Origin of the sequence: Arthrobacter sp. NPDC058288, from assembly GCF_042880995.1 — a bacterium.
Lineage (GTDB): Bacteria > Actinomycetota > Actinomycetes > Actinomycetales > Micrococcaceae > Arthrobacter.
Genome location: NZ_JBHVYH010000006.1, coordinates 210,246 through 234,303, shown reverse-complemented (window position 1 = coordinate 234,303; position 24,058 = coordinate 210,246). Strand labels below are relative to the sequence as shown.

The window sequence follows — 24,058 nt, the reverse complement described above, 5'->3', positions numbered from 1 at the left end:
GCAGGCAGAATCCGCCCCCAGGTGCGGTCAGGCGACCACCAAGGCGGCTACGGCCCGGTTTCAGGCCGCGCTTCTCTGCATCTCTTTTTGGTTGCTTACAGCTCTCAGCCTCCGTGGGCACCGGGAGGGCCTATGGAACAGGTCCTACTCCCGAGCTGCTCGGTCCCCTTAGGACCTTGCGAAAGGGCGTCTGTGCGCAACAACGCTGCACCCCTTCATGACCTCAAGCCTAATCATAAGCAGGCTTAGTTTCAAGTCGATGGGCGAATTTTTTTGCCAGCCATATTCCAGCGCGACGGCCCGCACCGCGCCACGCGGCCTGGCGGCCTAGTGGGCGTGGTCCCCTCGGCTGTATTCAAAGACCCAGCCAATCAGCGCAACCAGCGCAAATCCTGCACCGATGTAGACGATCCAAAATCCAATAGCCAGACCCAGGAACCCAGTTGCCGCGGAGATGCCCAGGGCAATCGGCCACCAGCTCCAGGGGCTGAACTGCCCCTGTTCGCCTGCGCCTTCGTGGATCTCCGCGTCATGACGGTCCTCCGGACGCATCCCTACCCGCCGGCCCGTGTAGCCAAGGTAGCCCCCGATCAATCCAGCCAGGCCTCCCACCAGCCACAAGGCGAGGAAGCCCACCGGCTCGGTCCAGCCAGTGACGAAGCCATAGACCACACCCACGGGTACGAAGAACATGGCCAGGCCTCCGAAAATCCACGATTCGATCTTCATGGCTCCTCCTTCTACGGCGCATTCAAGTTGGGGCTGCCCACACGCGGTTCCCCTGAATCAACTGTGGACTTCAGTCAGGTCGGGCGTAAGGGACGAAGGACCCCCTTGCACGTCAGCGCGACGGCAAGCCAACCGCCCGCGGATAGAGTCAGACGATGACTGCGGACGCCACCACACTGCCTGGCTCTATTCACCTGCGGCTGCTTCAGGACTCTGATGCCGGGCAGCTCAGTGCCGCCTACCAACGGAACCGGGACCACCTGGCCCCTTGGGAGCCTGCCCGGAGCGAGGAGTTCTTTACGCCCGCAGGCCAACGCGCCGTCATCGGCTCAAAGCTCGCCATGCATGCCGCGGGGCAGGAAGTTCCATGGGTTCTCCTAGCCGGCGGCCGCATTGTCGGGGCAATCACTCTGACGGGCATCGTCCGCGGTCCGTTCCTCAGCGCCAACCTGGGTTACTGGGTGGACAAGGAATTCAACGGCCGCGGCATCGGCAGCGCCGCGGTTGCCTGTGTCCTGGCTGCCGCGAGGGACGACCTGGGGCTGCACCGGGTTCAGGCTGCCACGCTCACACGCAACCACCCCTCCCGGAAGGTACTGGGCAGCGCCGGCTTTGAAGAGATCGGCCTGGCACCCTCCTACCTCAAGATTGCCGGCTCCTGGCAGGACCATGTCCTGTTCCAACGCCTCCTCGAGTGATTCACTGGAAGATACGACGGCGGTCGCGCCCGGGTGCCCGCCACACCACGGAGGAATCCACATGCGGAAGATCATTCTGATGGCGTCAGTGTCGGTGGACGGATACTTCGAAGGGCTGGACCGCGACATCAGCTGGCATCTGGTGGACGAGGAACTACATCAACACTTCAATGATGAGTGCAGGACGCTGGGCGCGTTCCTGGACGGAAGGCTCACCTACGAGTTGATGGCCGACTACTGGCCCACGGCAGACCAGGATCCAAACAGCACGGCGGTCGAGGTCGAGTTCGCGAGGATCTGGCGCGACATGCCAAAGTTCGTCTTCTCCCGGACCCTCACCGACGCCGGCTGGAACACCACGGTGATGCACGACGTCGTGCCTGAAGAAATCGCGGAACTGAAGACGCAGCCCGGCGGCGACCTTGCCGTCAGCGGCGCCGATCTGGCCGCAACGTTCATGCGGCTCGGCCTGATCGACGAATACCGGATCTACGTGCACCCCGTGGTTCTGGGCCAAGGGAAGGGCCGGCCGCTGTTCGAGTCACCGGACGTCCGGCTGAACCTGAAGCTGATAGGTACACATACTTTCGGCAACGGAGTGGTTCTCCTCCACTACGAGCGCGGCCAGGACTGAGGAGCATCCTCAGACGAACGCCGACTTCCCCGTCACGGCGCGCGCCACGATCAGTGAGTTGATCTCGTAGCTGCCCTCGTAGGTGTAGAGAATTTCCGCGTCGCCGAAGAGCTTGCCCATCTCGTAGTCGCTGCTGATGCCGTTTCCGCCCATTAGCGACCTCCCCATCGCCACGGAAGCCCGCGCCAGCCGGGTGGTGGTGGATTTGGCCATGGCCGCCTGCACCATTTCCAGCTTGCCGTCCTGCTGGATCCGGGCCAGCTGCGCCATCAGCGCAAGGGATGCAGTGGCGTTGCCCAGGATTTCGGCCAGCTGCTGCTGAATCAGCTGGAAGCGCGCCAGTTCCTTTCCGAACTGTTTCCGTTCCAGGGCATACGCCCGGGCGACGTCGAACGCGGCCAGCTGGATCCCGGCACCTTGCCAGCCCACCCAGGCCCGTGAGTCCCGCAGGAGGTCGTTGGCCTTCGAAAAGTCCGTGGCGCCGGGCAGGAGGTTCGACTCCGGAATGCGGACCCCGTCGAGAACTATGTCCGCGTTCTGCATGATCCGCAGGCCGATCTTGTTGGAGATCTTCGTGGCGGAGTAGCCGGGGCGGTCCGTCTCCACAATGAAGCCCTTGATCTGCCGGTCCGCCTCGTCCCGCGCCCACACCAGCGCAAAGTCTGCGATGGTCCCGGCGCCGATCCAGCGTTTGGCGCCGTTGATCACCCATTCACCGCGCTCCAGCCGGGCTGACGTTTCGAGGCCGCCAGCAATGTCCGAACCGTGGTCCGGCTCCGTCAGCGCGAAGGCCCCCAGCTGCGTGAAGGCTTTTAGCCCGGGAAGCCAGCGCTGCTTCTGCGCTTCCGAACCGAGCTCGTCGATCATCCCGACGATCAGTTCGTTATGGATCCCCACCAGGGCGGACAGTGACACGTCGGCACGGGCAACTTCCACATACATCAGGCCCTTGAAGAGCGCCGACGTTCCGTCGGTCTGCAGGCCGCCGAGCCCGTGCTTCCCCATCTCAGCCAGCAGGCCAAACGGAAATTCCTCGCGGTTCCAGTACTCAATGGAGGCCGCGCGGATGCGGGACTGCAGGAACTCCCGCACTTCCAGGTACCGGGAGCGTTCCCCCGCAGGCAGCAAGTCCACGATGTACATCAGGTCCGCATCCGGAAAAGGCGGCTGCTCCGGAACCGTGGTGGTTTCCCCGCTGTCACGTCGTTGTGGCTGCACCGGTACGCGTCCCTTCGCTCTTCCAAACCCTTGGATGTCCTAGTATATTGCACAGTGACATGGATCACTAGGCGAAAGGGGCCCCATGACAGTCACCGACGACTTCCGGGCCGTGAGGGACAGGCTTCTGGCCCTCCACGAGGACTACGACCAGGCGCGGGATGAGTTCCAGTGGCCACGCTTCGAAGAATTCAACTTCGCCCTCGACTGGTTTGACCAGATCGCAGCCGACCCCGCCAAAGGCGCAAATCCCGCCCTGGTGATCGTGGAGCAGGACGGCAGCGCCACCCGAAGGAGCTTCGCGGAGCTGGCCGCGCGCTCCAACCAGGTGGCCAACTGGCTCAGGAGCCAGGGCGTTCGCCGCGGCGACCGGATGATCATCATGCTGGGCAACCAGGTGGAGCTGTGGGAACTCATGCTGGCCGGCATCAAGCTGGGCATCGTGATGATTCCCACCACCACCCTGATGGGCCCGGCGGACCTGGCGGACCGGGTGGAACGCGGCGAGGCGGGCTGGGCCGCCGTCGGAAGTTCCAACATCGGCAAGTTTGCCGGCGTTCCGGGCAACTACAAACTGATCGAAATCGCCGACGGCGGCAGCGCCGCCGAAGCCGCCGTCACGACAGCAGGCGTGGCCCGATATGCCGATTCCCACAATGCCCCGACAGACTTTGCCCCTGACGCCCCCACCAAAGCGGACGAAACCCTGCTCCTCTACTTCACGTCCGGGACCACGTCCAAAGCCAAGCTCGTGGAGCACACGCACACGTCCTACCCCGTGGGCCACCTGTCCACCATGTTCTGGATCGGGATGGGACCCGGGGACGTGCACCTCAACGTCGCCTCACCCGGCTGGGCCAAGCACGCCTGGTCCAATGTCTTCACGCCCTGGATCGCCGAGGCCTGCGTGTTCATCTACAACTACAGCCGGTTCGACGCCAAGGCCCTGATGGAACAGATGGACCGCGAGAAGGTGACCAGCTTCTGCGCGCCGCCCACCGTGTGGCGCATGCTGATCCAGGCGGATCTCACCCTCCTGAAGAACCCGCCCACCAAGGTGGTGTCCGCCGGGGAGCCCCTCAACGCCGAGGTGATCGACCAGGTGCACCGCGCCTGGGGCCAGACCATTCGCGACGGCTTCGGTCAGACCGAATCCACTGTCCAGATCGCCAACACCCCGGGCCAGCCGATCAAGATCGGCGCCATGGGCAGGCCCCTGCCCGGTTACGACGTCGTCCTCGTGGACCCGGCAACCGGAGAAGAAGCCGACGACGGCGAGCTGTGCCTCCGCCTCGACCCCCGCCCCGTGGGGCTGATGAAGGCCTACTACGGCGACCCGGAGAAGACCGCGGACGCCTTCCGCGACGGTTACTACCACACGGGCGACATGGCCAGCCGGGACGAACGCGGGATCATCACCTACGTGGGCCGCGGCGACGACGTCTTCAAATCCTCCGATTACCGGTTGTCCCCGTTCGAGCTGGAAAGCGTCCTGATCGAGCATCCCGCGGTGGCGGAGGCCGCCGTCGTTCCCTCTCCCGATGCGCTGAAGCTGTCCGTACCGAAAGCGTTTGTGGTCCTTGCCGCCGGCCACCAGCCCGGCCCCGAACTTGCCGAGGACATCCTGCGCTATTGCCGCGACCACCTGGCCCCGTTTAAGCGCATCCGGCGGCTGGAATTCGCGGAACTGCCCAAGACCATCTCGGGCAAGATCCGGCGTGTCGAGCTCCGGCACAGCGAAGAGCTACGGCACGGCGCGGGCCCCGTCCCGGAAGGCATGGGCGTGGAGTACTCGGAGTCGGATTTCCCGGGTTTGAAAAGCTAGGCTGGAGCAACCCACTGTCAGGAGGTGCCATGGGAACCCCCCTCCCGCGCGATCCCATCGCCGACGCCCAACGCAACTGGGAACGGCACGGCTGGGGCGATGTTGCCGCGCCCATGGCTGCCATCACGGCCATCATGCGCACCCAGCAGATCCTGCTGGCCCGGATCGAGGGAGTGCTCAAGCCCTTCGGCCTGACGTTCGCCCGCTACGAGCTCCTGGCGCTGCTGAGTTTCGCCCGCAGCGGTGCGCTGCCCATGAACAAGGCGAGCGCACTCCTGCAGGTCCACCCCACCTCGGTGACCAACGCCGTCGACCGCCTCCAGGACGCGGGCCTGGTGGTCCGCTCCCCGCACCCGACCGACGGCCGCACCACCCTGATCGAACTCACCGCGGAGGGCCGCACCCTGGCCAAAAGTGCGACGGCGGCACTCAATACCGAGGTGTTCGGCCAGTCCGGTTTCGCCGGCCAGGACGTAGACCAGCTGATCAGGATCCTGGGAAACTTCCGCCGGAACGCCGGCGACTTCGCCGATTGAGGAGAACACATTGATTCCGGAAATCAACATCTGGGCCGTCCTGCTGGCCACCCTGTCCAGCATGGTGGTGGGCTCGGTCTGGTACACCCCCAGGGTCTTCGGCAACTACTGGATGAAGCTCGCGAAAGTCACGCCCAGCGGGGATGCCAAGGATGCCGTGAAGCCCATCCTGATCACGCTGGTGGTCAGCTTCGTCAGCGCCCTGGTCCTGGCCGGATCTGCCGCCATTTCCCAGCACTTCTACGGCGGGAACTTCCTGGCGAACACCCTGATCACAGCGGTCATCCTGTGGGCCGGCTTCACCGCCGCACGCTTCATCACGCACGACGCCTTCGACGGCCGTCCCGCCGCCCTGACCGTCCTGAACTGCACGCACGAACTGGTCACCCTGGTGGTGATGGGCCTGATCATCGGGCTCTTCGGCATCAGCGCAGCCTAGGCAGATGCCGGGTCCCGTTGTGAAGCCTAAGGAAATGGAGGGCGCCGCGACGGCGTATCGTGGCAGTGTCACGGCACAGGGCGGGCCGTCTTTGAGGGCACGCTGCCGGGACGTGAGTGCCGGCCAGCAAGGAGATCACGGATGAAGTTTGACGAGTCGTTCTGGGATGAACGCTACCGCCAGCACGGCTCAGTCTGGAGTGCCAACCCCAACCCGCACCTGCTGGCCGAGGCCGCCGGATTGCGTCCCGGCTCCGTGCTGGACGTGGGCAGCGGCGAAGGGGCCGATTCACTGTGGCTGGCACGCCAGGGCTGGCGCGTCACGGCGGTGGACATCTCCTCCGTGGCCCTGGCACGGGCGGCCGAGCGGGCATCGCAGGATGCGGCAGCTGCCGCGCGGATCACCTGGGTCCATCACGACCTGACCAGTTCACCGCCGCCCTCGGGCACCTTCGACCTGGTGTCCGCCCAGTTCATGCACCTGCCGTTGGCCGAGCGGACCGAGCTGTACCACCGGCTGGCAGCGTCCGTGGCTCCCGGCGGGACGCTCCTGGTTGTAGGCCACCACCCCTCGGACCTGGAAGTGGGAATCCGACGCCCCAGCGAGCCCGGCCTGCTCTTCACCCCCGAGGAAATCGCGGCCGGCCTGGATCCGGACGAGTGGGAAATCGACGTCTGCGAAGCCCGCCGGCGGTCCGTGGAGGACACAGACGGAGGCACCGTCACCGTCACCGATTCAGTGCTCCGCGCCCACCGGCGGGCACCCCGGCCCTAGACCGGCCCGACTCGCAGGCTCCACAACCAATACTTGACGGCGTCCTATGACGCAGGTTACAGTTTTTCTCGTCAGTTATACGAATAACTGATTCGTATAACGAAGGCCCAAGGAGGTGCCCGTGACTAAGTCCCGACCATCATCAGGTCCCACCATGCACGACGTAGCGGCAGCCGCCGGCGTTTCCCAGGCAACAGTTTCCTTGGTACTGAACTCCGCTTCCGGTTCCCGCTTTTCGGACGAAACCCGGAAGCGCGTGATGGATGCCGTGCAGCAGCTTGGCTACCGCACCAACGCCCACGCCAAGACCCTCCGGGACGGCATTTCGGGCATCATCGGCTTCCTGGGCGACGCCGTCGCCACCGCCCCTTTCGCAGGAAAGATCATCGAGGGGGCACAAGAGCGCGCCTGGGAGGACGGCCTCCTCCTGCTCACCATGAACACGGGTGGCGACAAAGCCCTGGAGGCAGCCTCGCTGGACTCCATGCTGTCTTACAAGGTGGCTGGCGTTGTCTACGCTGGCATGTACCACCGGCGACTCGACGTACCCGAGGCCCTCTCGACAGTCCCTTCGGTTGTGCTGAACTCGCAGGATCGCAAGCTGAGACTTCCCAGCGTTGCGCCGGATGAGGAACTGGGCGGCTACACCGCGACCCGACGGCTTCTCGACGCAGGGCATGAGCGGGTGGCGATGATCAACATCGAAACGCTCGAGAGCGAACTTCCCGCCGCCGTCGGACGGTTCAACGGCTACACGAAAGCCATGACCGAAGCCGGGCTGCCCATCCGCCCGGAGCTGGTGCGCTTCGGCAGCGGCAATGAGCTGGACGGATTTACCCACACCATGGACCTCATGGCGGGAAGTAACCCGCCGACGGCCATCTTCTGCGCGAATGACCGCACCGCGTGGGGCGCCTACCAGGCCGCCACGGAGCTGCACCTGTCGATTCCCCGCGATCTATCCATCGTCGGCTTCGACAACCAGGAAACCCTGGCCCCGCACCTGCGGCCGGGTCTCACCACCCTTGAGTTGCCCTTCGTGGAAATGGGGCGCCGCGCGGTCGACCTCATCCTGCAGGGCGCCGAGCCGGACGGACGGGTCGAGTTCATGACCTGCCCCCTGATTGAACGGAACTCAGTGACACATCCAAAGGAGAAGCCATGAGCCGCACCTTGGCCCGATCCACGCCGGCACCGCCGCTGGCTCCAACACCCCGGCCCACAAGCAGGAAGCCGCTTCCGCTGCGCCTGAAAAGGGTCGGCAGGGCCTGGCAGTTATACGTATTACTAATTCCGGCGCTGATTTACATCGCCGTCTTCAAGTACTGGCCCATGTACGGGGTGCAGATCGCATTCCGCAACTACAACCCCGTGGACGGTTTTACCGGGAGCCCGTGGGTCGGGCTGCAGCACTTCATACGGTTCATCAACTCTTACCAGTTCAGCCAGGTCGTGGGAAACACGCTCTGGATCGCCGTCCTGGGCCTGCTTGTGGCCTTCCCGATCCCGATCATCCTGGCCCTCCTGGTCAACCAGCTTCAGAGCGAGCGGTTCAAGAAGTTCACCCAGACGGTGCTGTACTCGCCGGCGTTCATCTCCACGGTGGTGGTGGTGGGCATCATGTTCGTCCTGCTTTCCCCGCGGTCCGGGCTGGTGAACAATGCGATCCAGTTGGCGGGAGGTGAACCCGTTTTCTTCATGGGCTCCGCCGAGTGGTTCCGGCCCATCTACGTGATCTCCGATGTCTGGCAAAACGCCGGCTTCGCCATGATTGTCTACCTGGCGGCCCTGTCCGGCATCGACCCCGCCCTGCACGACGCCGCCAAGGTGGACGGCGCCTCCAAACTGCAGCGCATCCGGCACATCGATCTGCCGGGCATCATGCCCGTTATCACCGTCCTGTTCATCCTGGCCATCGGCAACCTGCTCAACGTCGGCTTCGAAAAGGCGCTGCTCATGCAGACAAACCTGAACCTGCCGACGTCGGAAATCATCCAGACGTACGTCTACCACGCCGGCCTGCAACAGGCCCAGTTCAGCTATTCGGCCGCCATCGGCCTGTTCAATTCCGTCCTCAACCTCGTGCTGCTGCTGACCTTCAACTGGGTAGCGCGCCGGGCCAACCAAGCAACCCTGTGGTGATGCCGCTATGACCCTGAACACCCAACCCGTGGCCGTTCCGGCCCCTGCAACGAGGCCCCAACCCGCTAAGCGCACGCAAACGTTCCGCGACAGGTGGGCAGACTCCGCCTTCAACATCGCCGCCGTCACCATCCTGTCGCTGTCCATCATCGCGGTGGTCTACCCGCTCTACTTCATCGTCATCGCCTCCATCAGCGATCCCAACGCCGTCTACGAAGGCAAAGTCTGGCTGTTCCCGTCCGGTGTGACCCTGGAGGGATACCAGCGGATCTTCGCGGACAGCCGGATCTGGAACGGCCTGGGCAACACCGTGATTTACACCGTCCTGGGCTCGGCCATCAGCGTGACCACCATCCTGTTCGGCGCTTACGCCCTGTCCCGCAAGGACATGCCGGGGCGGAAGATCCTGATGCTCCTGTTCGTTGTCACCATGTTCTTCGACGGCGGCCTCATCACGAAGTACCTGGTGGTCCGGGACCTCGGCATGCTGGACACTGTCTGGGCAGTTGTGCTGCCCGGTGCCGTGGGTGTGTGGAACCTGATCATCGCCCGGTCGTTCTTCGAAAACACCATCCCGGGGGAGCTCCGGGAAGCGGCCCAGATGGACGGCGCCAACGACTTTACCTTCTTCTTCAGGATGGTCCTGCCACTGTCCAAGCCGCTGATCATGCTGATGATCATGGTCCACGTGGTGGCGCACTGGAACTCGTTCTTCGACGCCCTCATCTTCCTGAACGATGACACGAAATACCCGCTGCAGCTGGTGCTCCGGAACATCCTGATCCAGTCGGACGTCTCCTCCGCCGGCACCACAGGTGGAGACATCGAGTCCTACGCCGCAGCGCAGAGAATCGGCGAACTGACCAAGTACGCCATGATCGTCGTCTCCAGCCTGCCGCTGATGATCGCGCTTCCGTTCATGCAGAAGCACTTCACCAAAGGCACCATGATCGGCGCCGTGAAGAGCTGACCGTCTTAGAAATCAAACGCAATGCCCGACGCCGGAACTTCCTTTCGCCGTCACCACATCTCCTCCTCCTCCTCCACCCAGAAAAGGAACGACCCATGGCTACCAGCCGCAAACTAGCCGTCCTTGGCGCCCTCATGGCAGGAACGATGCTGTTCACCGCCTGCTCGGGCAGCTCCAACAGTTCCGCTGCCGTCAAAGACTCTTCCGCGGAGTTCGGCTTCCAGGAGACCGGCTTCCCGATCGTCAAGGACACGCTGACGCTCAAGTTCTCCGGAACCAAGTCAGCGCTCGCCCCTGATTACAACACCATGTCCCTGGTGCAGCAGTGGGAAAAGGACACCAACATCCACATCGACTGGGAGAACCTCCCGGAGACGGTGTTCAAGGAAAAGAAGAACCTCATCCTGGCCAGCGGCGACCTGCCCGATGCCTTCTTCAACAGCGGGCTCACCGACGCGGAAATCGCCACCTACTCGGCCAGCGGAACACTGATCCCACTTGAAGACCTCATTCAGAAGAATGCCCCCAATCTGTCCAAGCTGCTCGCCGACCGGCCGGACATCAAAGCGGCCATCACCTCCTCCGACGGGCACATTTACTCCCTGCCCTCGATCGAAGAACTGGGACTCGTCCAGTTCCCCAACGAGATGGCGATCAACACCGCGTGGCTGAACAAGCTGGGCATCCCGATGCCCAGGACCGTGGACGAACTGCATGATGCCCTGGTCGCCTTCAAGACCAAGGACGCCTCAGGCACCGGCAAGACCATCCCGTTGAGCTTCATGCCCGGCTCCTGGTGCGGTGACATTGTTGACCTCATCGCCGCTTTGGGCGGAGTCCCGGACAACATGGACCACAGGATCGTCCAGGACGGCAAGGTCGTCTACACCGCCACCCAGGACGGCTACAAGAAGGCTCTCCAGACCCTGCATGCCTGGTATCAGGAGGGCCTGATCGATCCCGAATCGTTCTCCCAGGATGACAAAGCCTACCTGGCCAAGGGCAAGGCCGGCACCGAAAACCTGGGCTCCTTCGTCTGGTGGGAAGTCAAGGAAATGGTCGGCGCCGACCGCGCCGGCGACTACAAACTGCTCCCCGTACTTGAGGGCGTGGACGGCAAGCGGCTCGCCAGCCAGTCCAACAACCAGGAAATCGCCCGCGGCGCCTTCGCTGTGACCCGAACCAACAAATACCCTGCCGCCACCATCCGCTGGGCAGACAACCTGTACGATCCCATCCAGTCCGCCCAGGCCAACTGGGGCCCCATCGGTGAAACCCTGCAGAAGGACCCCGCCACCGGGCTGCTGACCCAGATCCCCGCGGCCGCGGGAACCAGTGAAGGCGAACGCCGCCAGAAGGTTGCCCCGGGCGGCCCGAAGGCCAACACCGCGGAGAACTTCGAGAAGGTCGTGGCACCCGAGCCGCGCGCGGCCGAGCGGCAGAAGACCGTCGAGGAGAACTACAAGCCTTTCGCAGCCAACGACGGCTACCCCCCGGTGGCACTGTCCAACGAGGAAGTGCAGCAGATCAGCACCATCGAGACAGACGTGGCCGCTATCGTCAAGCAGACCACGGCGAAATGGATCGTCTCCGGCGGCATCGAGGCGGAGTGGGACGGATACGTCTCGCAGCTGAAGAACATCGGCCTGGAAAAGATGGTGGACGTCTACCAGCAGGCCTTCGACAGGTACCAGAAGAACTCCTGACCTTCCCGCATCCCAGCCGCCGGGCACGGACTTCCGTGCCCGGCGGCTCCATCAGCCTGCCCGGGCCCCCACACTTCCCGCGGCAGCTCCACGAAACGAGACCCTGATCCATGAACACCGCCACGCCCACCCTTGGGGCCTACCGGCCGGCGATGCACTACGCCTGCAAGGACACCTGGCTCAACGACCCCAACGGCTTGGTCTTCCATGACGGCATTTATCACCTGTACTACCAGAACAACCCCTTCGGAAACGTCCACAGCAACATGTCCTGGGGTCACGCCACATCCACCGACCTGGTGAACTGGAACGAGCAGCCGGTGGCCATCCCCTGCGACGAAACTGAGGAAATCTTCTCGGGCAGCATCGTGGTGGACCAGCACAACACTGCCGGCTTCGGCACGTCCGGAACCTCCCCGCTGGTAGCCGTCTACACCAGCGCCTACAAAGCCGGCTCAGCCCACGAGGGCATGCAGGCCCAGTCCATCGCGTGGAGCACCGACGGCGGATACACCTGGACCAAGTACTCCGGCAACCCGGTCCTCACCAGGAACTCGCCGGAATTCCGCGACCCCAAGGTCTTCCGCTACGACGGCCCCGCCGGAAGCTACTGGGTGATGGCCGCTGTCGAAGCCCACGACTACGCCGTGCTGCTCTACCGCTCCGACGACCTTAGGAACTGGGAATACCTCAGCACTTTCGGCCCGGCCAACGGCACCGGCGGCATCTGGGAGTGCCCGGACCTTTTTGAACTGCCCGTGGACGGAGATGCAGGAAACACCAGGTGGGTCCTGAGCGTGAACATGAACCCCGGCGGACCCAACGGAGGATCAGCAGGGCAGTACTTCGTGGGAGAGTTCGACGGCGTGACGTTCACCTCCGGGACGACCGTCACGGAGGGCATGCAGGACCCGGAGCGCGTGGTTGACTACCACTGGCTCGATTGGGGCCGGGACTACTACGCGGCCGTGTCCTTCAGCAATGTCCCCGGCGGACGCCGGCTGATGATCGGCTGGATGAACAACTGGCAGTATGCCAACCACATCCCCACTTCGCCCTGGCGGAGCCCCATGAGCCTGGTGCGCGAAGTGTCCCTCTCCTCGGTTCGCGGTGAACCCCGGCTCGTCCAGCAGCCAGCGCCGGAATGCACCGAGGGTTCTGTATCCGGACCGACCCAGCGCCTGTCCCTGAACGGCAGCGTAAAGGTCGACGGCGGCACGCCGGTCCAGCTGATCGAGGCCACCTTTACGGCGGGGACAGCCAGCGAGTTCGGCCTGGTGGTTCGGGGAGCCGGGAACGGTTCATCGGGGACCCGGGTCAGCATCCGCCCCGGCACCGGACAACTCATGGTGGACCGAACCAACTCCGGCGACACTGGCTTCCACGAGGCCTTCCCGTCCATCAGCACGGCACCGCTTCTGGCAGACGATGGGACCTACTCCCTGCGGATCTTCGTGGACCACTGCTCGGTCGAAGTTTTCGCGCAGGGCGGACTCGTGACACTTACTGAACTAATATTCCCGGACCCTTCAAACACCGGCATCACAGTGTTCTCCAACGGGGGCACGGCGGAGGCTTCCCTGCAGCTTACGGACCTGGCATGACCGTGCATCCCAACAATCACGCCGCCCCATCTCCGTCGGACGTCCTGGTGGTGGGCGAGTCCCTGGTGGACATCGTCACCACTACCAGCGGGACGACGGAACATCCCGGCGGATCGCCGGCAAACGTCGCCTACGGCCTCGGGCGCCTGGGCGTGGACACCACGCTCTTGACGTCCATTGGCGGGGACCGGCGCGGTTCCGTGGTTGAAAATCACCTCGCCCGCGCCGGTGTCCGGGTCCTGCCCGGCTCCCGGCATCCCGGGCGCACCGCCACAGCCACTGCCACTCTCACCGCCGAGGGGTCGGCCCGGTACGACTTCGACATTAGCTGGGAACTTCCCACAGCCACGCCAATCGTCATCCCCCGAATTCTCCATACGGGCTCCATAGCAACCTTTCTGGCTCCTGGAGCAACGGCGGTGAGGGCACTCCTGGAACAGTCACGCACGGAATGCATGATCACGTACGACCCCAACATCCGGCCGGAACTCCTGGGCACCCAGGCTGAGGCCCGCTCGATGTTCGAAGACCTGGTTCCTTTGACGAACGTGGTCAAACTCAGCAATGAGGACGCCTCGTGGCTCTACCCCGGGCACAGTTTCGATGACGTTGCCTCCCGGGTTCTCAAGCTGGGAGCGGATATGGTCGCCATGACCCTCGGCCCTGACGGGTCCCTGATGGCGACCCGAACCGCCAAGCTGTTCATCCCGGCCATCAAGTGCGTGGTTGAAGACACCATCGGCGCTGGCGACTCGTACATGGCGGCACTCATCTACGGGCTGCTCACCGTCGGGACCGACGGCCTGGCGTTCTCACAGCTCACAACCATTGGCCATACAGCAGCGCTGGCTGCGGCCATCACCGTGGGCCGGGCGGGCGCGAGTCCGCCGACAGCCGAGGAACTGGAAGCTGCGCTGACGGCACACGCCTCGAGTGCCGGCATAGCCAGCACGGCGCTTCCTTGCGGGACTGGTGCCGGCCCCTAGCGGTGCTTGAACTCGGGCTGGCGCTTCTCCGTGAAGGCGGCCATGCCTTCCTTCTGGTCATCGGTGGCGAACAGTGAGTGGAAGAGGCGCCGTTCGAAAAGCACCCCTTGGGCCAGGCCGGTTTCAAAGGCGGCGTTGACGGCTTCCTTGGCCAGCATCGCCGCCGACTTGGACTTGGAAGCGATCACCTCTGCCGCTTTCACGGCCTCTTCCACCACGTCGGCTGCCGGAACCACCCTGGACACCAGGCCGGCACGCTCGGCCTCCTCCGCATCCATGAACCGCCCGGTGAGGATCAGGTCCATGGCCTTGGCCTTGCCCACGGCCCGCGTGAGGCGCTGCGATCCGCCCATGCCCGGCAGGACGCCCAGGTTGATCTCCGGCTGGCCGAACTTGGCGTTGTCCCCGGCGATGATGAAATCGCACATCATGGCCAGCTCGCAGCCGCCGCCCAGGGCGAAGCCCGAGACTGCTGCCACCACCGGAATGCGGAGCCGCGTGAAATCCTCCCAGCCGCGGAACCAGTCCGCGGCGTACATGTCCATGTAGCCCTGGGCCGCCATCTCCTTGATGTCCGCGCCGGCGGCAAACGCCTTGCCGGACCCGGTGACTACCACGGCACCCACACCGGGATCCGAGTCCATGGCCGTGACGGCAGCAACGAGTTCGTCCATGGTGGCCTTGTTCAGCGCATTCAGTGCTTCCGGCCGGTTGAGCGTCACCAGCCCCACGCGTCCGCGCTGTTCCACCAGAATGTTCCCGTACTGTTCCGTCATGCCTGACTCCTCGCGTGGTTCTGCTTCAAATGTGGCTCTGTTTCAAAAGCTGCCTAGTGCGCGGACTTGTCACGGATGTCCGTGATGATGCCGGAGAAGTCCCGGCCCGCGCCGCCCTCAGCCGCAAACGTATCGTAGATCTCCGACGCCAGCGGCCCCATCCGGGCGGCTACCCCGGTGCTTTGGAGCGCGTTGAGGGCCAGCTTGAGGTCCTTCGCCATCAGCGCCCCGGCGAAGCCAGGCTGGTAGTCGCGGTTGGCCGGACTGGTGGGCACCGGCCCCGGAACCGGGCAGTTGGTGGTGAGCGCCCAGCACTGCCCCGACGCCGCGGACGCAACATCGAACAGCGCCTGGTGGGTCAGCCCCAGCTTTTCGCCGAGCACGAATGCTTCGCTCACCGCGATCATGGAGATGCCCAAAATCAGGTTGTTGCAGACCTTGGCGGCCTGGCCAGCGCCGTGGCCGCCGCAGTGGACCACCCGCTTGCCCATCACTTCCAGCAGCGGCCGGACGGATTCGAAGTCCTCCGGCAGTGCGCCCACCATGAAGGTCAGGGTGCCGGCTTCGGCCCCCACCACGCCGCCGGAGACGGGGGCATCGACGGCCCGGTGCCCGGCGGCAACCGCGAGCGCCGACGCTGCGCGGGCCTCCTCAACGTTGATGGTGGAGCAGTCCAGGAACATGGTGTCCGGCCCGGCCACGTCCAGCAGCCCCGGCCGCCCGTCCGTCCCGCGGTAGGCGTCCAGGACGTGCTGTCCGCTGGGGAACATAGTGAGCACCACGTCGGCTCCGGCAACGGCTTCGGCGGGGGTCGCCGCCGTGGGTACGCCGTGCTCGCGGGCCGAGTCCAGCGCTGCCGGCACCACGTCGAATCCCGCCACCGTGTACCCGGCCTTGACCAGGTTGGCGGCCATGGGCCCGCCCATGTGTCCCAGCCCGAGGAACGCGATGTGTTCCTTCTTCCCGGATCCTGTTGCATCAGACATTGCGCGCCTCCTTTGAATGCAGGTTGAGTTCCCGGTCCCCCAGCGGCTCGAAGAACCTCTCGACGTCGGCCGCGGAGACCTCGTGCAGGCTGGCCGGCTTCCAGTGCGGGTTCCGGTCCTTGTCCACCACCTGCGCACGAATGCCTTCGCGGAAATCGGCACCGGCCAGGAACCGCAGACCGACGCGGTATTCCTGCGCCAGTGCCTCCTCCAGCGTCATCGTCCGCACGCGGCGGAGCGATTCCAGTGCCACCTTCACGGCGGTGGGCGACTTCGCCTCGATGCTGTCCGCCGCCTCGCTGGCGGCTTCGCCGTCGAAACTGCGGAGCCTGCGGAGGATGTCCTCCGCGTCGTCGCTGGCGTAGCAGGCGTCGATCCAGTCCCGCTGCCCGGCCAGCACCGAGGCGGGCGGCTTCTCCACGAAGCGTTCGACGGCGGCGTCCGCCGGTTCGGTTTCCAGCGCCGCTGCCAGCGCGGGAAGGTTCCCGGACGCCACGAAGTGGTCCGCCAGGCCCAGGAAGAGGGCATCCGCGCCGCTCAGGTGGGCGCCCGTCAAGGCCGCATGGGTGCCCGCCTCCCCCGGCGAGCGGGACAGCAGCAAGGTGCCGCCGACGTCGGGCACAAATCCAATGGTGGTCTCCGGCATTCCCGTGCGGGTGCGCTCGGTGACTATCCGCACGGAACCGTGCGCCGAGACGCCCACGCCGCCGCCGAGCACCAGTCCGTCCATGAAAGCCACATACGGCTTGGGGTAGCCGGCGATGAGGGAATTCAGCCGGTATTCGTTCTGCCAGAAGCCGGCCGCTTCCTTCCCTCCCGCCAGCATGTCCTGGTAAATCGCCACGATGTCGCCGCCGGCGCAGAGGCCGCGGTCTCCGGCGCCGTGCACCAGGACGGTTGCAACGCGGTGGTCCTCCGCCCAGGCGGCCAGTTGCTCCAGCATGGCGCCCACCATCCCCAGCGTCAGCGCGTTGACGGCCTTGGGGCGATTGAGGGTGATAACGCCGAGGTGGCCGCGCCGCTCAAACAGGACTTCATCAGCGGCGCCGGCTGCGGACTTTGCTGCTGTGGTTTCTTCGGTCATCAGCTGCCTTCCGGCATCACGAAGCTGGCGCCCTGGCGGATGCCGGAAGGCCAGCGGGTGGTCACGGTCTTGGTCTTGGTGTAGAAACGGAACGCGTCGGCCCCGTGCTGGTTCAGGTCCCCGAAGCCGGAGGCCTTCCAGCCGCCGAACGTGTAGTAGGCAATGGGCACCGGGATGGGCACGTTGATGCCCACCATACCCACCTGGACGCGGCTGGCGAAGTCGCGCGCGGCGTCGCCGTCGCGCGTGAAGATGGCCACCCCGTTGCCGAATTCGTGTTCGCTGCAGAGCCGGAGGGCTTCGTCGTAGTCGGCTGCGCGGAGGACGCTGAGCACCGGGCCGAAGATCTCCTCCTTGTAGATCTTCATGTCCTTGGTGACGTTGTCGAAGAGGGTGGGGCCTACCCAGAACCCGCCGTCGTAGCCGTCCACGGTGAGGCCGCGGCCGTCCGCCACGAGGGTGGCGCCCTGGTCCACGCCGGACTGGATGTAGCCTTCGATCCGCTCCTTGGCGGATGCCGCCACCACCGGCCCGAAGTCCGAGTCCTTGGCCAGGCTGTGCCCCACTTTGAGGTGCTTGACCCGCTCCTCCAGCTTGGACACCAGGGCATCGGCCGTCTCCTTGCCCACCGGGACCGCCACGGAGATGGCCATGCACCGTTCCCCCGCGGAGCCGTAGCCCGCGCCCATCAGGGCATCGACGGCCATGTCCAGGTCCGCATCCGGCATGATCACCATGTGGTTCTTGGCCCCGCCGAAGCACTGTGCACGCTTTCCGTGGGCGGCTGCGGTGGCATAGATGTACTGGGCAATCGGGGTGGAACCCACGAAGCCGATCGCCTTGACCCGATCGTCCTCGAGCAGCGCGTCCACTGCCTCCTTGTCACCGTTGACCACGTTGAACACGCCGTCCGGGACACCTGCCTCGGTGAAGAGTTCCGCGAGGCGCAGCGGCACGGACGGATCCCGCTCCGAAGGCTTGAGGATGAATGCATTGCCCGCGGCCAGGGCAGGTCCGGACTTCCACAGCGGAATCATGGCGGGGAAGTTGAAGGGCGTAATTCCGGCCACCACGCCGAGCGGCTGGCGCAGCGAGTGCACGTCGATTCCGGTCCCGGCATTGTCCGAAAACTCGCCTTTGAGCAGGTGAGGGGCGCCGGCGGAGAATTCCACCACCTCAATGCCGCGCTGGATGTCCCCCTTGGCGTCCAGGAGCGTCTTGCCGTGTTCGGAGGAGAGCAGCGCGGCCAGTTCGTCCAGGTGCTCGTTCACCAGGTCGACGAACTTCAGCAGGATCCGGCCGCGGCGCTGGGGATTCATGGCGCCCCACTCAAGCTGGGCTTTCTCCGCGCTGGCAACCACGTTGCGCACTTCGTCGGCGCCGGCCAACGGCACCTTGGCCTGGACCTCGCCGGTGCAGGGATCGTAGACGTCGGCGAAGCGCCCTGAGGTGCCATCCACCCGCTGTCCGTCTATGTAATGGGATAGCTCGCGAACCATGGCGGAATGCTCCTTTGCATGTGACCTACATCATCCTTGCTGCTGAATATACTCGGACTTCCTACTAAATTCCAGACTGCGGGCTGCGGCCGCGCGGCACCCGGGTGAGTGACGCCGCCGTCGTGCGTTGGTGTCCCGCCGCCGTCGTGACCTTCTTTGCCCACTTCTGTTCGCATACCCGCCGCCCGCCCCGCGTGTCTGGTCCCGTTCCGGGCGAAATAGGGTCACGACGGCGGCAAACAGCTGCGCTGGACAGATCCCCGGCCCCCAAGTTCGGTAAGTTAGGGACTGTGAAGATTGCTACCTGGAATGTGAACTCCCTCCGTGCCCGAGCCGACCGCGTGGAAGCCTGGCTCGAGCGCAGCGACTGTGACGTCCTGGCTATCCAGGAAACCAAGTGCAAGGACGACAATTTCCCCTGGGAACTTTTCGAACGCATGGGCTACGAGGTGGCCCACTTCGGCGTGAACCAGTGGAACGGCGTGGCCATCGTCTCCCGCGTCGGCCTCGAAGATGTGGAACGCTCCTTCGTGGACCAGCCGGTATTCGGCAAGAACGGCAAGGATCCCATCCAGGAGGCCCGCGCTATCGGTGCCACGTGCGGCGGTGTCCGGGTCTGGAGCCTTTACGTTCCCAACGGCCGGGCCCTCGACGACGAGCACATGCCCTACAAGCTCAGCTGGCTGGACATGCTGAAGACCCACGCCCAGGCCTGGGTCACTGAAAATCCCGAGGCGCAGATTGCGTTGATGGGCGACTGGAACATCGCCCCGCAGGACGACGACGTCTGGGACATCGACTTCTTCCGCGCCAACGCCATGACCCACGTCAGCGAACCCGAGCGCGCCGCTTTCCACGCCTTCGAGGCCGCAGGTTTCCAGGACGTGGTCCGCCCGCATGCTCCCGGCCCGGGGGTCTACACCTACTGGGACTACACCCAGCTCCGCTTCCCCAAGAAGGAAGGCATGCGGATCGACTTCGTCCTCGCTTCCCCCGCCCTCGCCGCCCGCGTAACGGGCGCATCGATCGACCGCGAGGAACGCAAGGGCAAGGGCGCCTCGGACCACGCGCCGGTCATTGTGGAGCTGGCCGACTGATGGGGCCGCTATGACGGGCAACATCTACCGGGGCCAGGCGGGACTGCCCTTCTCCTCCGCCCTGCGGATCTATGAGCCGCTCTCCGCGTTCCCCGAAGAGCAGCGCGCCGCGCTCCGGGCGGCAGGCGCCAGGTCGGCGTCCCGCGCAGCCGTGGAAAACGCCGAACTGCAGGCGTCCCTCGGCCGGATCACGCGGCCCGGCGGCGACCCCTTCCCCACCGGCCGCACCGACTTGGTCCGGGTCATTCCGGCTCCCCCGGAACCAGAGCGGCCGCACACGCAGAAGCCCTCCGGCGGCCCCGAAGAGACCGGAACGTCCGACGACGGGACGCCGGGTGGCGCCGCTGCCGGCGCCGAGAGTGCGGACCGGGCATTGCTTTACTGCCCCAGCCAGCTGGTGCTGCGCGCCGGCCTCGCCGCCAACGCCCTGATGGAGGGCATCCACGGGCCACTCGCGGAGCTGCTGATTCCCGAGGAACAGCGGGACAAGCACCAGGAGCGGATCGACCTGGTGAAGGCCCGCGAAGGAACCAGCCGCGTCCACACCCGTGCTTCCACCTGGGGCATACCCTTCAGCTGGTTCTCGCTCTTCAAGGAATCCGATCCCCAGGACGTGGTGGAGTCCGGCGGGCGGATCATTACGGTCCGTGTGTGGGCGCCTATCGGCGAGGCCCTGGAACGCGTCCGCTACGCCGTGGCCAACCTGGCTTTGGCCGCCCCTGACCTGGACATGCTGGACGACATGACCCAGCTCACCGAGTGGCTGGAACTTTTCCACCCCGGGTCAGTGGTGGAGCTGGACTACGGTGCCGTCGCGGACAAGGTGTATCCGGACGATTCACCCATGGACGTGAGGCTGGGCATCGAATGCCTGGCCGAAGGAGACATGACCGGGGCGGCGGCGGCCTACCGCCGGCTGGCCTCGCGCTGGATACCGATCAGGCAACTGGCGCGGGCATCCTAAACCGTCCGCGCTAAGCCGCCGGAACTAAGCCTGGCTGCGGGACGGTGGCGGCGCCGTCGTCCTTCTGACGATGAGCTGGTGCGGTGCAACTTCCGAGTGGACCGCACCGACAGCGCCGTCCAGTTCATCCAGCAGCATCTTGGTGCCGAGTTCAGCCTGCTCGTCAGGCCGCTGCCGCACGGTGGTCAGTCCCATGGCATCCGAAAAATCGTGGTCATCGATCCCGATGACGGACAGTTCCTCCGGCACGCGGACACCCATCTTGTTGGCTTCGAAAATGACGCCCATGGCCATCTCGTCCGATGCGCAGAAGATCGCAGTGGGCTTTGGACCTGGCCCGGCCCACATCCGGGTGAATGCATCCTGCCCGCTACGGACCGTGAAGTCGCCCCATTCATCCCATTCCGGGCGGACAGCCAGCCCGGATCCTGCCATGACGTCCTGGAAAGCCTTGATGCGCACGCGGGGAACATCAAAGTTGAGGTCGGTTTCGTCGTCGCCGTGAAGAAGTGCGATGTCCTTGTGGCCGAGGCTGATCAGGTGCCGGACGGCGGTGGATGCCGCGGCGTAGTCATCAATGCCGATGTAGGGGCACTCTTCCACGTGGCCGCCCACCACCACCAGAGGGATGTCGATCTTCTGTAGATGCTCTATTTCCTCGTGGGTCAGAGCCATACACAGCACCAGGAGGGCATCGATCTGCTTGTAGACCATGGTCTTGCTGAAGAGCCGTTCACGGTTGCTGCCGTGGCCGCCCAGGTTGAACAGCGAGAGGTTGTACTGGCGCGCGTGCAGTTCACGGTCCGCGCCCTCGATCGCTTTGGAGAAGAACCAGCGGCTGACGAAGGGTGCCAGCACTCCGATGGTCTTGGTCCTTCCCGTGGCCAGGCCCGAGGCGGATGATGAAGCCACATAGCCCAAGGCGCCGGCCACCTCAAGAATCTTTTCCCGGGTGGCCGGCGAAACCCTGGGCAGGCCGCGGACTGCGCGCGAGACTGTGGCAGTAGAAACCCCCGCTGCGGCTGCGACGTCCTCAATGCTGACGCCGGAATGGCCGCCCCGTTGAGCCCTGTCCGTTGTGCGTGCCACAGTTTCCCCTTGCTTGCTGTTCGCAGATTCTTGCTACCTGTGCTTTCCCTGCGGCAACAAGCCAGTCTAATCCGCCCAGCCTTGAGCTCTTGATCAGCTCCTATTTCTTACGCGTAGCGGTCCTTGCGGGCAGGCGCCGGCGGAGCCGCACCATGCCGTAGAGGGCTAGAAGCACGCCCAGCAGTCCCAGCGCCCATCCGACCGCGGGCTGGGCGGTCACCTCCATCCAGACGGTGACCACCACCAGGACAACGGCCCAGAACCCAAGGAATCCGATGATGATGTCGAAGTCCTCCCCGGACCGGGCCCGCCGGTGTTCACTGCGGACCCGTCCGTGGTTCTGCTCCCCTCCCGCAGCCGAACCCATCACTTGACGGCACCGGCGGTAAGGCCGGCAACAATCTTGCGCTGGAAGACCAGGACCAGGATCACCAAAGGAATGGTGACAATGGTTCCGGCGGCCATGATGGCCGTGTACGGAATCTGGTTCGGTTGTGCGCCGGCGAAGCTTGCGATGGCAACCGTTACCGGCTGGGTCGCGTCGCTGGACAGCTGGCTGGCAATCAGGAATTCATTCCACGAGGAAATGAACGCCAGGATGGCCGTGGTGAAGATGGCCGGTGCCGCCAGCGGCAGGATCACCTTTCGGAATGCCTGCCCCTGGGTGCAGCCGTCCACCCGCGCCGATTCCTCAAGCTCCCATGGCATTTCGCGGAAGAAGGAGGTCATCGTGTACACGGTCAGAGGGAGCACGAAGGAGATGTTCGGGATGATCAGCGCCTGGTACGTGCCCATCCAGCCAATGTTGGTGAAGAGCTGGAACAGCGGAGTGATGAGGGCGACGCCCGGGAACATCGATGCGCCCAGGATGAAGCCCAGCACCAGATATTTGAACCGGAAGTTCAGTCGCGCCAGGGCATACGCCGCGAAGACACCGATAAGCAACGACACCACTGTGACGACGACGCCGATGAAAACACTGTTGAGCAGTGCCTGCCCAAACCTGTTGCCAAAGGAGGTATCGAAGGCGGTGTTGAAGTTGTCGAGCGTGATGTGCGTCGGCAGTATCGAGGTGTCGTAGGTGAAGTCCACATCGCGGAAAGCTGTCACCACCATCCAATACGCCGGTGCCAGGCACCAGATGAGGATCACCGCGGCGCTGATGTAGGTACGCCCCTGCGCCAGTTTTTCCCGGTTCTGGGCTGTCTTCCTGCCCCTGTCCTGCTCTGCCCTCAGGGCAGTCGCGGCTGTCCCGGCGCTCATTTCTTCCCCTTCTTACCGGTGGCTCCGCTTTGTTCCACAACGTTTGCTCCCAGGAAGCGCACAAAGATGAACGCGACAAGGAAGATGATAATGAACGTGATGGTGGACAAAGCTGCCGCCGCGTTGAACCCTTGCCTGATCTGGTTGATCACCAGGATGGACAGCGTGGTGGTGTTGTTGGCACCGCCCGTCAGGATGTACGGGAGGTCGAACATGCGGAGTGCGTCCAAGGTACGGAACAGGATGGCCACCATCAGCGCCGGCTTCACCAGCGGCAGGGTGATCATGCGGAACCGCTGCCAGGTGCTGGCACCGTCAACCTTGGCAGCCTCATACACCTCTGCAGGGATCATCTGCAGGCCGGCGAGGATGAGGAGTGCCATGAACGGCGTAGTCTTCCAGACGTCGGCGATGATCACTGCCCACTTGGCCGGCCACTCACTGCCGGTCCACAGGATGGTGGTGTTGAACAGCTTGTTCGCGATGCCCTCGAAAGCGAAGATGAACAGCCACAGCTTGGCAGTCACGGCGGTGGGAATGGCCCACGGGACCAGGACTGCTGCACGGACCAGGCTGCGTCCCCGGAAGGTCCTGGCCATGATGAGGGCCATCCAGAAACCGAGGACGGTTTCCAAGGTCACGGTCACCACGGTGAAGAAGAACGTGGTGGCCGTCGCGGACCAGAACTGGGCGCCGAGTGTTCCGGACGGGCAGGCGACTGTGCCGCCGCCGGGAGCGGAGCACTGCTGGGCAAGCCAGTTCACGTAGTTCTGGACGCCTGCCGGGCCGCCGGCGGTGAAAAGCCCGGTGACGGGATCCAGGCCGGCGTCCTTCTGGAAGGACATAACGAGTGCGCTGATGATCGGGTAAACGATCACGACCGCCAGCGCGATGATGGTGGGGGCCAACAGCCACGATGCCCACCTCCCCTGGCTGGCGATCCGGTTGTCTTCCCCCACCCCCTTGGGTGCGTGGTGGATCTCGGGACTGCCCGACGCCGGCTTTTTTACCGGCGTCGGGCCCAATTCGGTAGCCATGA

24 protein-coding genes are annotated in these 24,058 nt (G+C 64.7%); 14 read left to right on the top strand and 10 right to left on the bottom strand.

Translation table 11 applies throughout. From position 1 onward, the window contains the following. Window positions 1–327 precede the first annotated feature (327 nt). Window positions 328–729 (bottom strand): cytochrome c oxidase subunit 4, encoded by a 402-nt coding sequence (locus tag ACFVWT_RS16585; protein ID WP_390249694.1) that lies wholly within the window; start codon window positions 727–729, stop codon window positions 328–330. 155 nt (window positions 730–884) lie between these two features. Between ACFVWT_RS16585 and ACFVWT_RS16580 the strand changes: the two genes are divergently transcribed. Then, a complete protein-coding gene (locus ACFVWT_RS16580) occupies window positions 885–1,427 on the top strand; it encodes a GNAT family N-acetyltransferase (RefSeq protein WP_390249692.1) in 543 nt (180 codons plus the stop codon). Between the two features lie 61 nt (window positions 1,428–1,488). Continuing rightward, window positions 1,489–2,061 (top strand): dihydrofolate reductase family protein, encoded by a 573-nt coding sequence (locus ACFVWT_RS16575; RefSeq protein WP_390249690.1) that lies wholly within the window; start codon window positions 1,489–1,491, stop codon window positions 2,059–2,061. A gap of 9 nt (window positions 2,062–2,070) precedes the next feature. On the opposite strand, the gene ACFVWT_RS16570 is transcribed toward ACFVWT_RS16575, so the two are convergent. Further along, window positions 2,071–3,204, bottom strand: coding sequence for an acyl-CoA dehydrogenase family protein (locus tag ACFVWT_RS16570; protein ID WP_390249830.1), 1,134 nt, complete (start codon window positions 3,202–3,204; stop codon window positions 2,071–2,073). A 160-nt stretch (window positions 3,205–3,364) separates the two neighbouring features. On the opposite strand from ACFVWT_RS16570, the gene ACFVWT_RS16565 reads away from it, so the two are divergent. The 10 genes from ACFVWT_RS16565 to ACFVWT_RS16520 all read left to right on the top strand — a co-directional run bounded on the left by ACFVWT_RS16565 (window position 3,365) and on the right by ACFVWT_RS16520 (window position 14,261). Beyond that, a complete protein-coding gene (locus ACFVWT_RS16565; protein WP_390249688.1) occupies window positions 3,365–5,104 on the top strand; it encodes an AMP-binding protein in 1,740 nt (579 codons plus the stop codon). Window positions 5,105–5,133: 29 nt separating this feature from the next. Then, window positions 5,134–5,640, top strand: a complete 507-nt coding sequence (locus tag ACFVWT_RS16560) for a MarR family winged helix-turn-helix transcriptional regulator (protein ID WP_390249686.1) — start codon at window positions 5,134–5,136, stop codon at window positions 5,638–5,640. A gap of 10 nt (window positions 5,641–5,650) precedes the next feature. Next, on the top strand, window positions 5,651–6,079 hold the full coding sequence (locus ACFVWT_RS16555; RefSeq protein ID WP_390249684.1) for a DUF1761 domain-containing protein: 429 nt from the start codon (window positions 5,651–5,653) through the stop codon (window positions 6,077–6,079). Window positions 6,080–6,220: 141 nt separating this feature from the next. Next, complete coding sequence (locus tag ACFVWT_RS16550) at window positions 6,221–6,853, top strand: class I SAM-dependent methyltransferase (protein ID WP_390249682.1); 633 nt, start codon at window positions 6,221–6,223, stop codon at window positions 6,851–6,853. A gap of 121 nt (window positions 6,854–6,974) precedes the next feature. Continuing rightward, window positions 6,975–8,018 carry a LacI family DNA-binding transcriptional regulator gene (locus tag ACFVWT_RS16545; protein WP_390249680.1) on the top strand — a complete coding sequence of 348 codons (1,044 nt, stop codon included), beginning with the start codon at window positions 6,975–6,977 and terminating at the stop codon, window positions 8,016–8,018. After that, a complete protein-coding gene (locus ACFVWT_RS16540; RefSeq protein ID WP_390249678.1) occupies window positions 8,015–8,995 on the top strand; it encodes an ABC transporter permease in 981 nt (326 codons plus the stop codon). The genes ACFVWT_RS16545 and ACFVWT_RS16540 overlap by 4 nt, the downstream gene beginning before the upstream one ends. A gap of 7 nt (window positions 8,996–9,002) precedes the next feature. Then, window positions 9,003–9,965 (top strand): carbohydrate ABC transporter permease, encoded by a 963-nt coding sequence (locus ACFVWT_RS16535; protein WP_390249676.1) that lies wholly within the window; start codon window positions 9,003–9,005, stop codon window positions 9,963–9,965. Window positions 9,966–10,060: 95 nt separating this feature from the next. Beyond that, complete coding sequence (locus tag ACFVWT_RS16530; RefSeq protein WP_390249674.1) at window positions 10,061–11,671, top strand: ABC transporter substrate-binding protein; 1,611 nt, start codon at window positions 10,061–10,063, stop codon at window positions 11,669–11,671. 110 nt (window positions 11,672–11,781) lie between these two features. Beyond that, window positions 11,782–13,275: a glycoside hydrolase family 32 protein gene (locus tag ACFVWT_RS16525; RefSeq protein ID WP_390249672.1), complete on the top strand. Its 1,494-nt coding sequence runs from the start codon at window positions 11,782–11,784 to the stop codon at window positions 13,273–13,275. Next, a complete protein-coding gene (locus ACFVWT_RS16520; protein ID WP_390249670.1) occupies window positions 13,272–14,261 on the top strand; it encodes a PfkB family carbohydrate kinase in 990 nt (329 codons plus the stop codon). The genes ACFVWT_RS16525 and ACFVWT_RS16520 overlap by 4 nt, the downstream gene beginning before the upstream one ends. On the opposite strand, the gene ACFVWT_RS16515 is transcribed toward ACFVWT_RS16520, so the two are convergent. The 4 genes from ACFVWT_RS16515 to ACFVWT_RS16500 are packed head-to-tail and all read right to left on the bottom strand — an operon-like array spanning window position 14,258 to window position 18,606. Beyond that, entirely contained in the window at window positions 14,258–15,037 is a 780-nt protein-coding gene (locus ACFVWT_RS16515; protein WP_390249668.1) for an enoyl-CoA hydratase, read from the bottom strand. The genes ACFVWT_RS16520 and ACFVWT_RS16515 overlap by 4 nt on opposite strands. A 53-nt stretch (window positions 15,038–15,090) precedes the next feature. Further along, window positions 15,091–16,023 carry a 3-hydroxyisobutyrate dehydrogenase gene (gene mmsB / locus ACFVWT_RS16510; RefSeq protein WP_390249666.1) on the bottom strand — a complete coding sequence of 311 codons (933 nt, stop codon included), beginning with the start codon at window positions 16,021–16,023 and terminating at the stop codon, window positions 15,091–15,093. Next, window positions 16,016–17,107: an enoyl-CoA hydratase/isomerase family protein gene (locus ACFVWT_RS16505; protein ID WP_390249664.1), complete on the bottom strand. Its 1,092-nt coding sequence runs from the start codon at window positions 17,105–17,107 to the stop codon at window positions 16,016–16,018. Before ACFVWT_RS16505 ends, mmsB begins: the two co-directional genes overlap by 8 nt. Beyond that, window positions 17,107–18,606 (bottom strand): CoA-acylating methylmalonate-semialdehyde dehydrogenase, encoded by a 1,500-nt coding sequence (locus ACFVWT_RS16500; RefSeq protein ID WP_390249661.1) that lies wholly within the window; start codon window positions 18,604–18,606, stop codon window positions 17,107–17,109. The genes ACFVWT_RS16505 and ACFVWT_RS16500 overlap by 1 nt, the downstream gene beginning before the upstream one ends. 290 nt (window positions 18,607–18,896) lie before the next feature. Here ACFVWT_RS16500 and ACFVWT_RS16495 point away from each other — a divergent pair, with 290 nt between their 5' ends. After that, complete coding sequence (locus tag ACFVWT_RS16495) at window positions 18,897–19,703, top strand: exodeoxyribonuclease III (protein WP_390249659.1); 807 nt, start codon at window positions 18,897–18,899, stop codon at window positions 19,701–19,703. 10 nt (window positions 19,704–19,713) lie between these two features. Then, a complete protein-coding gene (locus tag ACFVWT_RS16490) occupies window positions 19,714–20,667 on the top strand; it encodes a hypothetical protein (protein ID WP_390249657.1) in 954 nt (317 codons plus the stop codon). 24 nt (window positions 20,668–20,691) lie between these two features. On the opposite strand, the gene ACFVWT_RS16485 is transcribed toward ACFVWT_RS16490, so the two are convergent. From ACFVWT_RS16485 to ACFVWT_RS16470, 4 genes are all read right to left on the bottom strand, one after another. Beyond that, window positions 20,692–21,756, bottom strand: a complete 1,065-nt coding sequence (locus ACFVWT_RS16485) for a LacI family DNA-binding transcriptional regulator (RefSeq protein WP_390249655.1) — start codon at window positions 21,754–21,756, stop codon at window positions 20,692–20,694. Between the two features lie 100 nt (window positions 21,757–21,856). Further along, on the bottom strand, window positions 21,857–22,123 hold the full coding sequence (locus ACFVWT_RS16480) for a hypothetical protein (protein WP_390249653.1): 267 nt from the start codon (window positions 22,121–22,123) through the stop codon (window positions 21,857–21,859). After that, window positions 22,123–23,019 carry a carbohydrate ABC transporter permease gene (locus ACFVWT_RS16475; protein ID WP_390249651.1) on the bottom strand — a complete coding sequence of 299 codons (897 nt, stop codon included), beginning with the start codon at window positions 23,017–23,019 and terminating at the stop codon, window positions 22,123–22,125. Before ACFVWT_RS16475 ends, ACFVWT_RS16480 begins: the two co-directional genes overlap by 1 nt. Next, on the bottom strand, window positions 23,016–24,056 hold the full coding sequence (locus ACFVWT_RS16470) for a carbohydrate ABC transporter permease (protein WP_390249649.1): 1,041 nt from the start codon (window positions 24,054–24,056) through the stop codon (window positions 23,016–23,018). Before ACFVWT_RS16470 ends, ACFVWT_RS16475 begins: the two co-directional genes overlap by 4 nt. Window positions 24,057–24,058 lie beyond the last annotated feature (2 nt).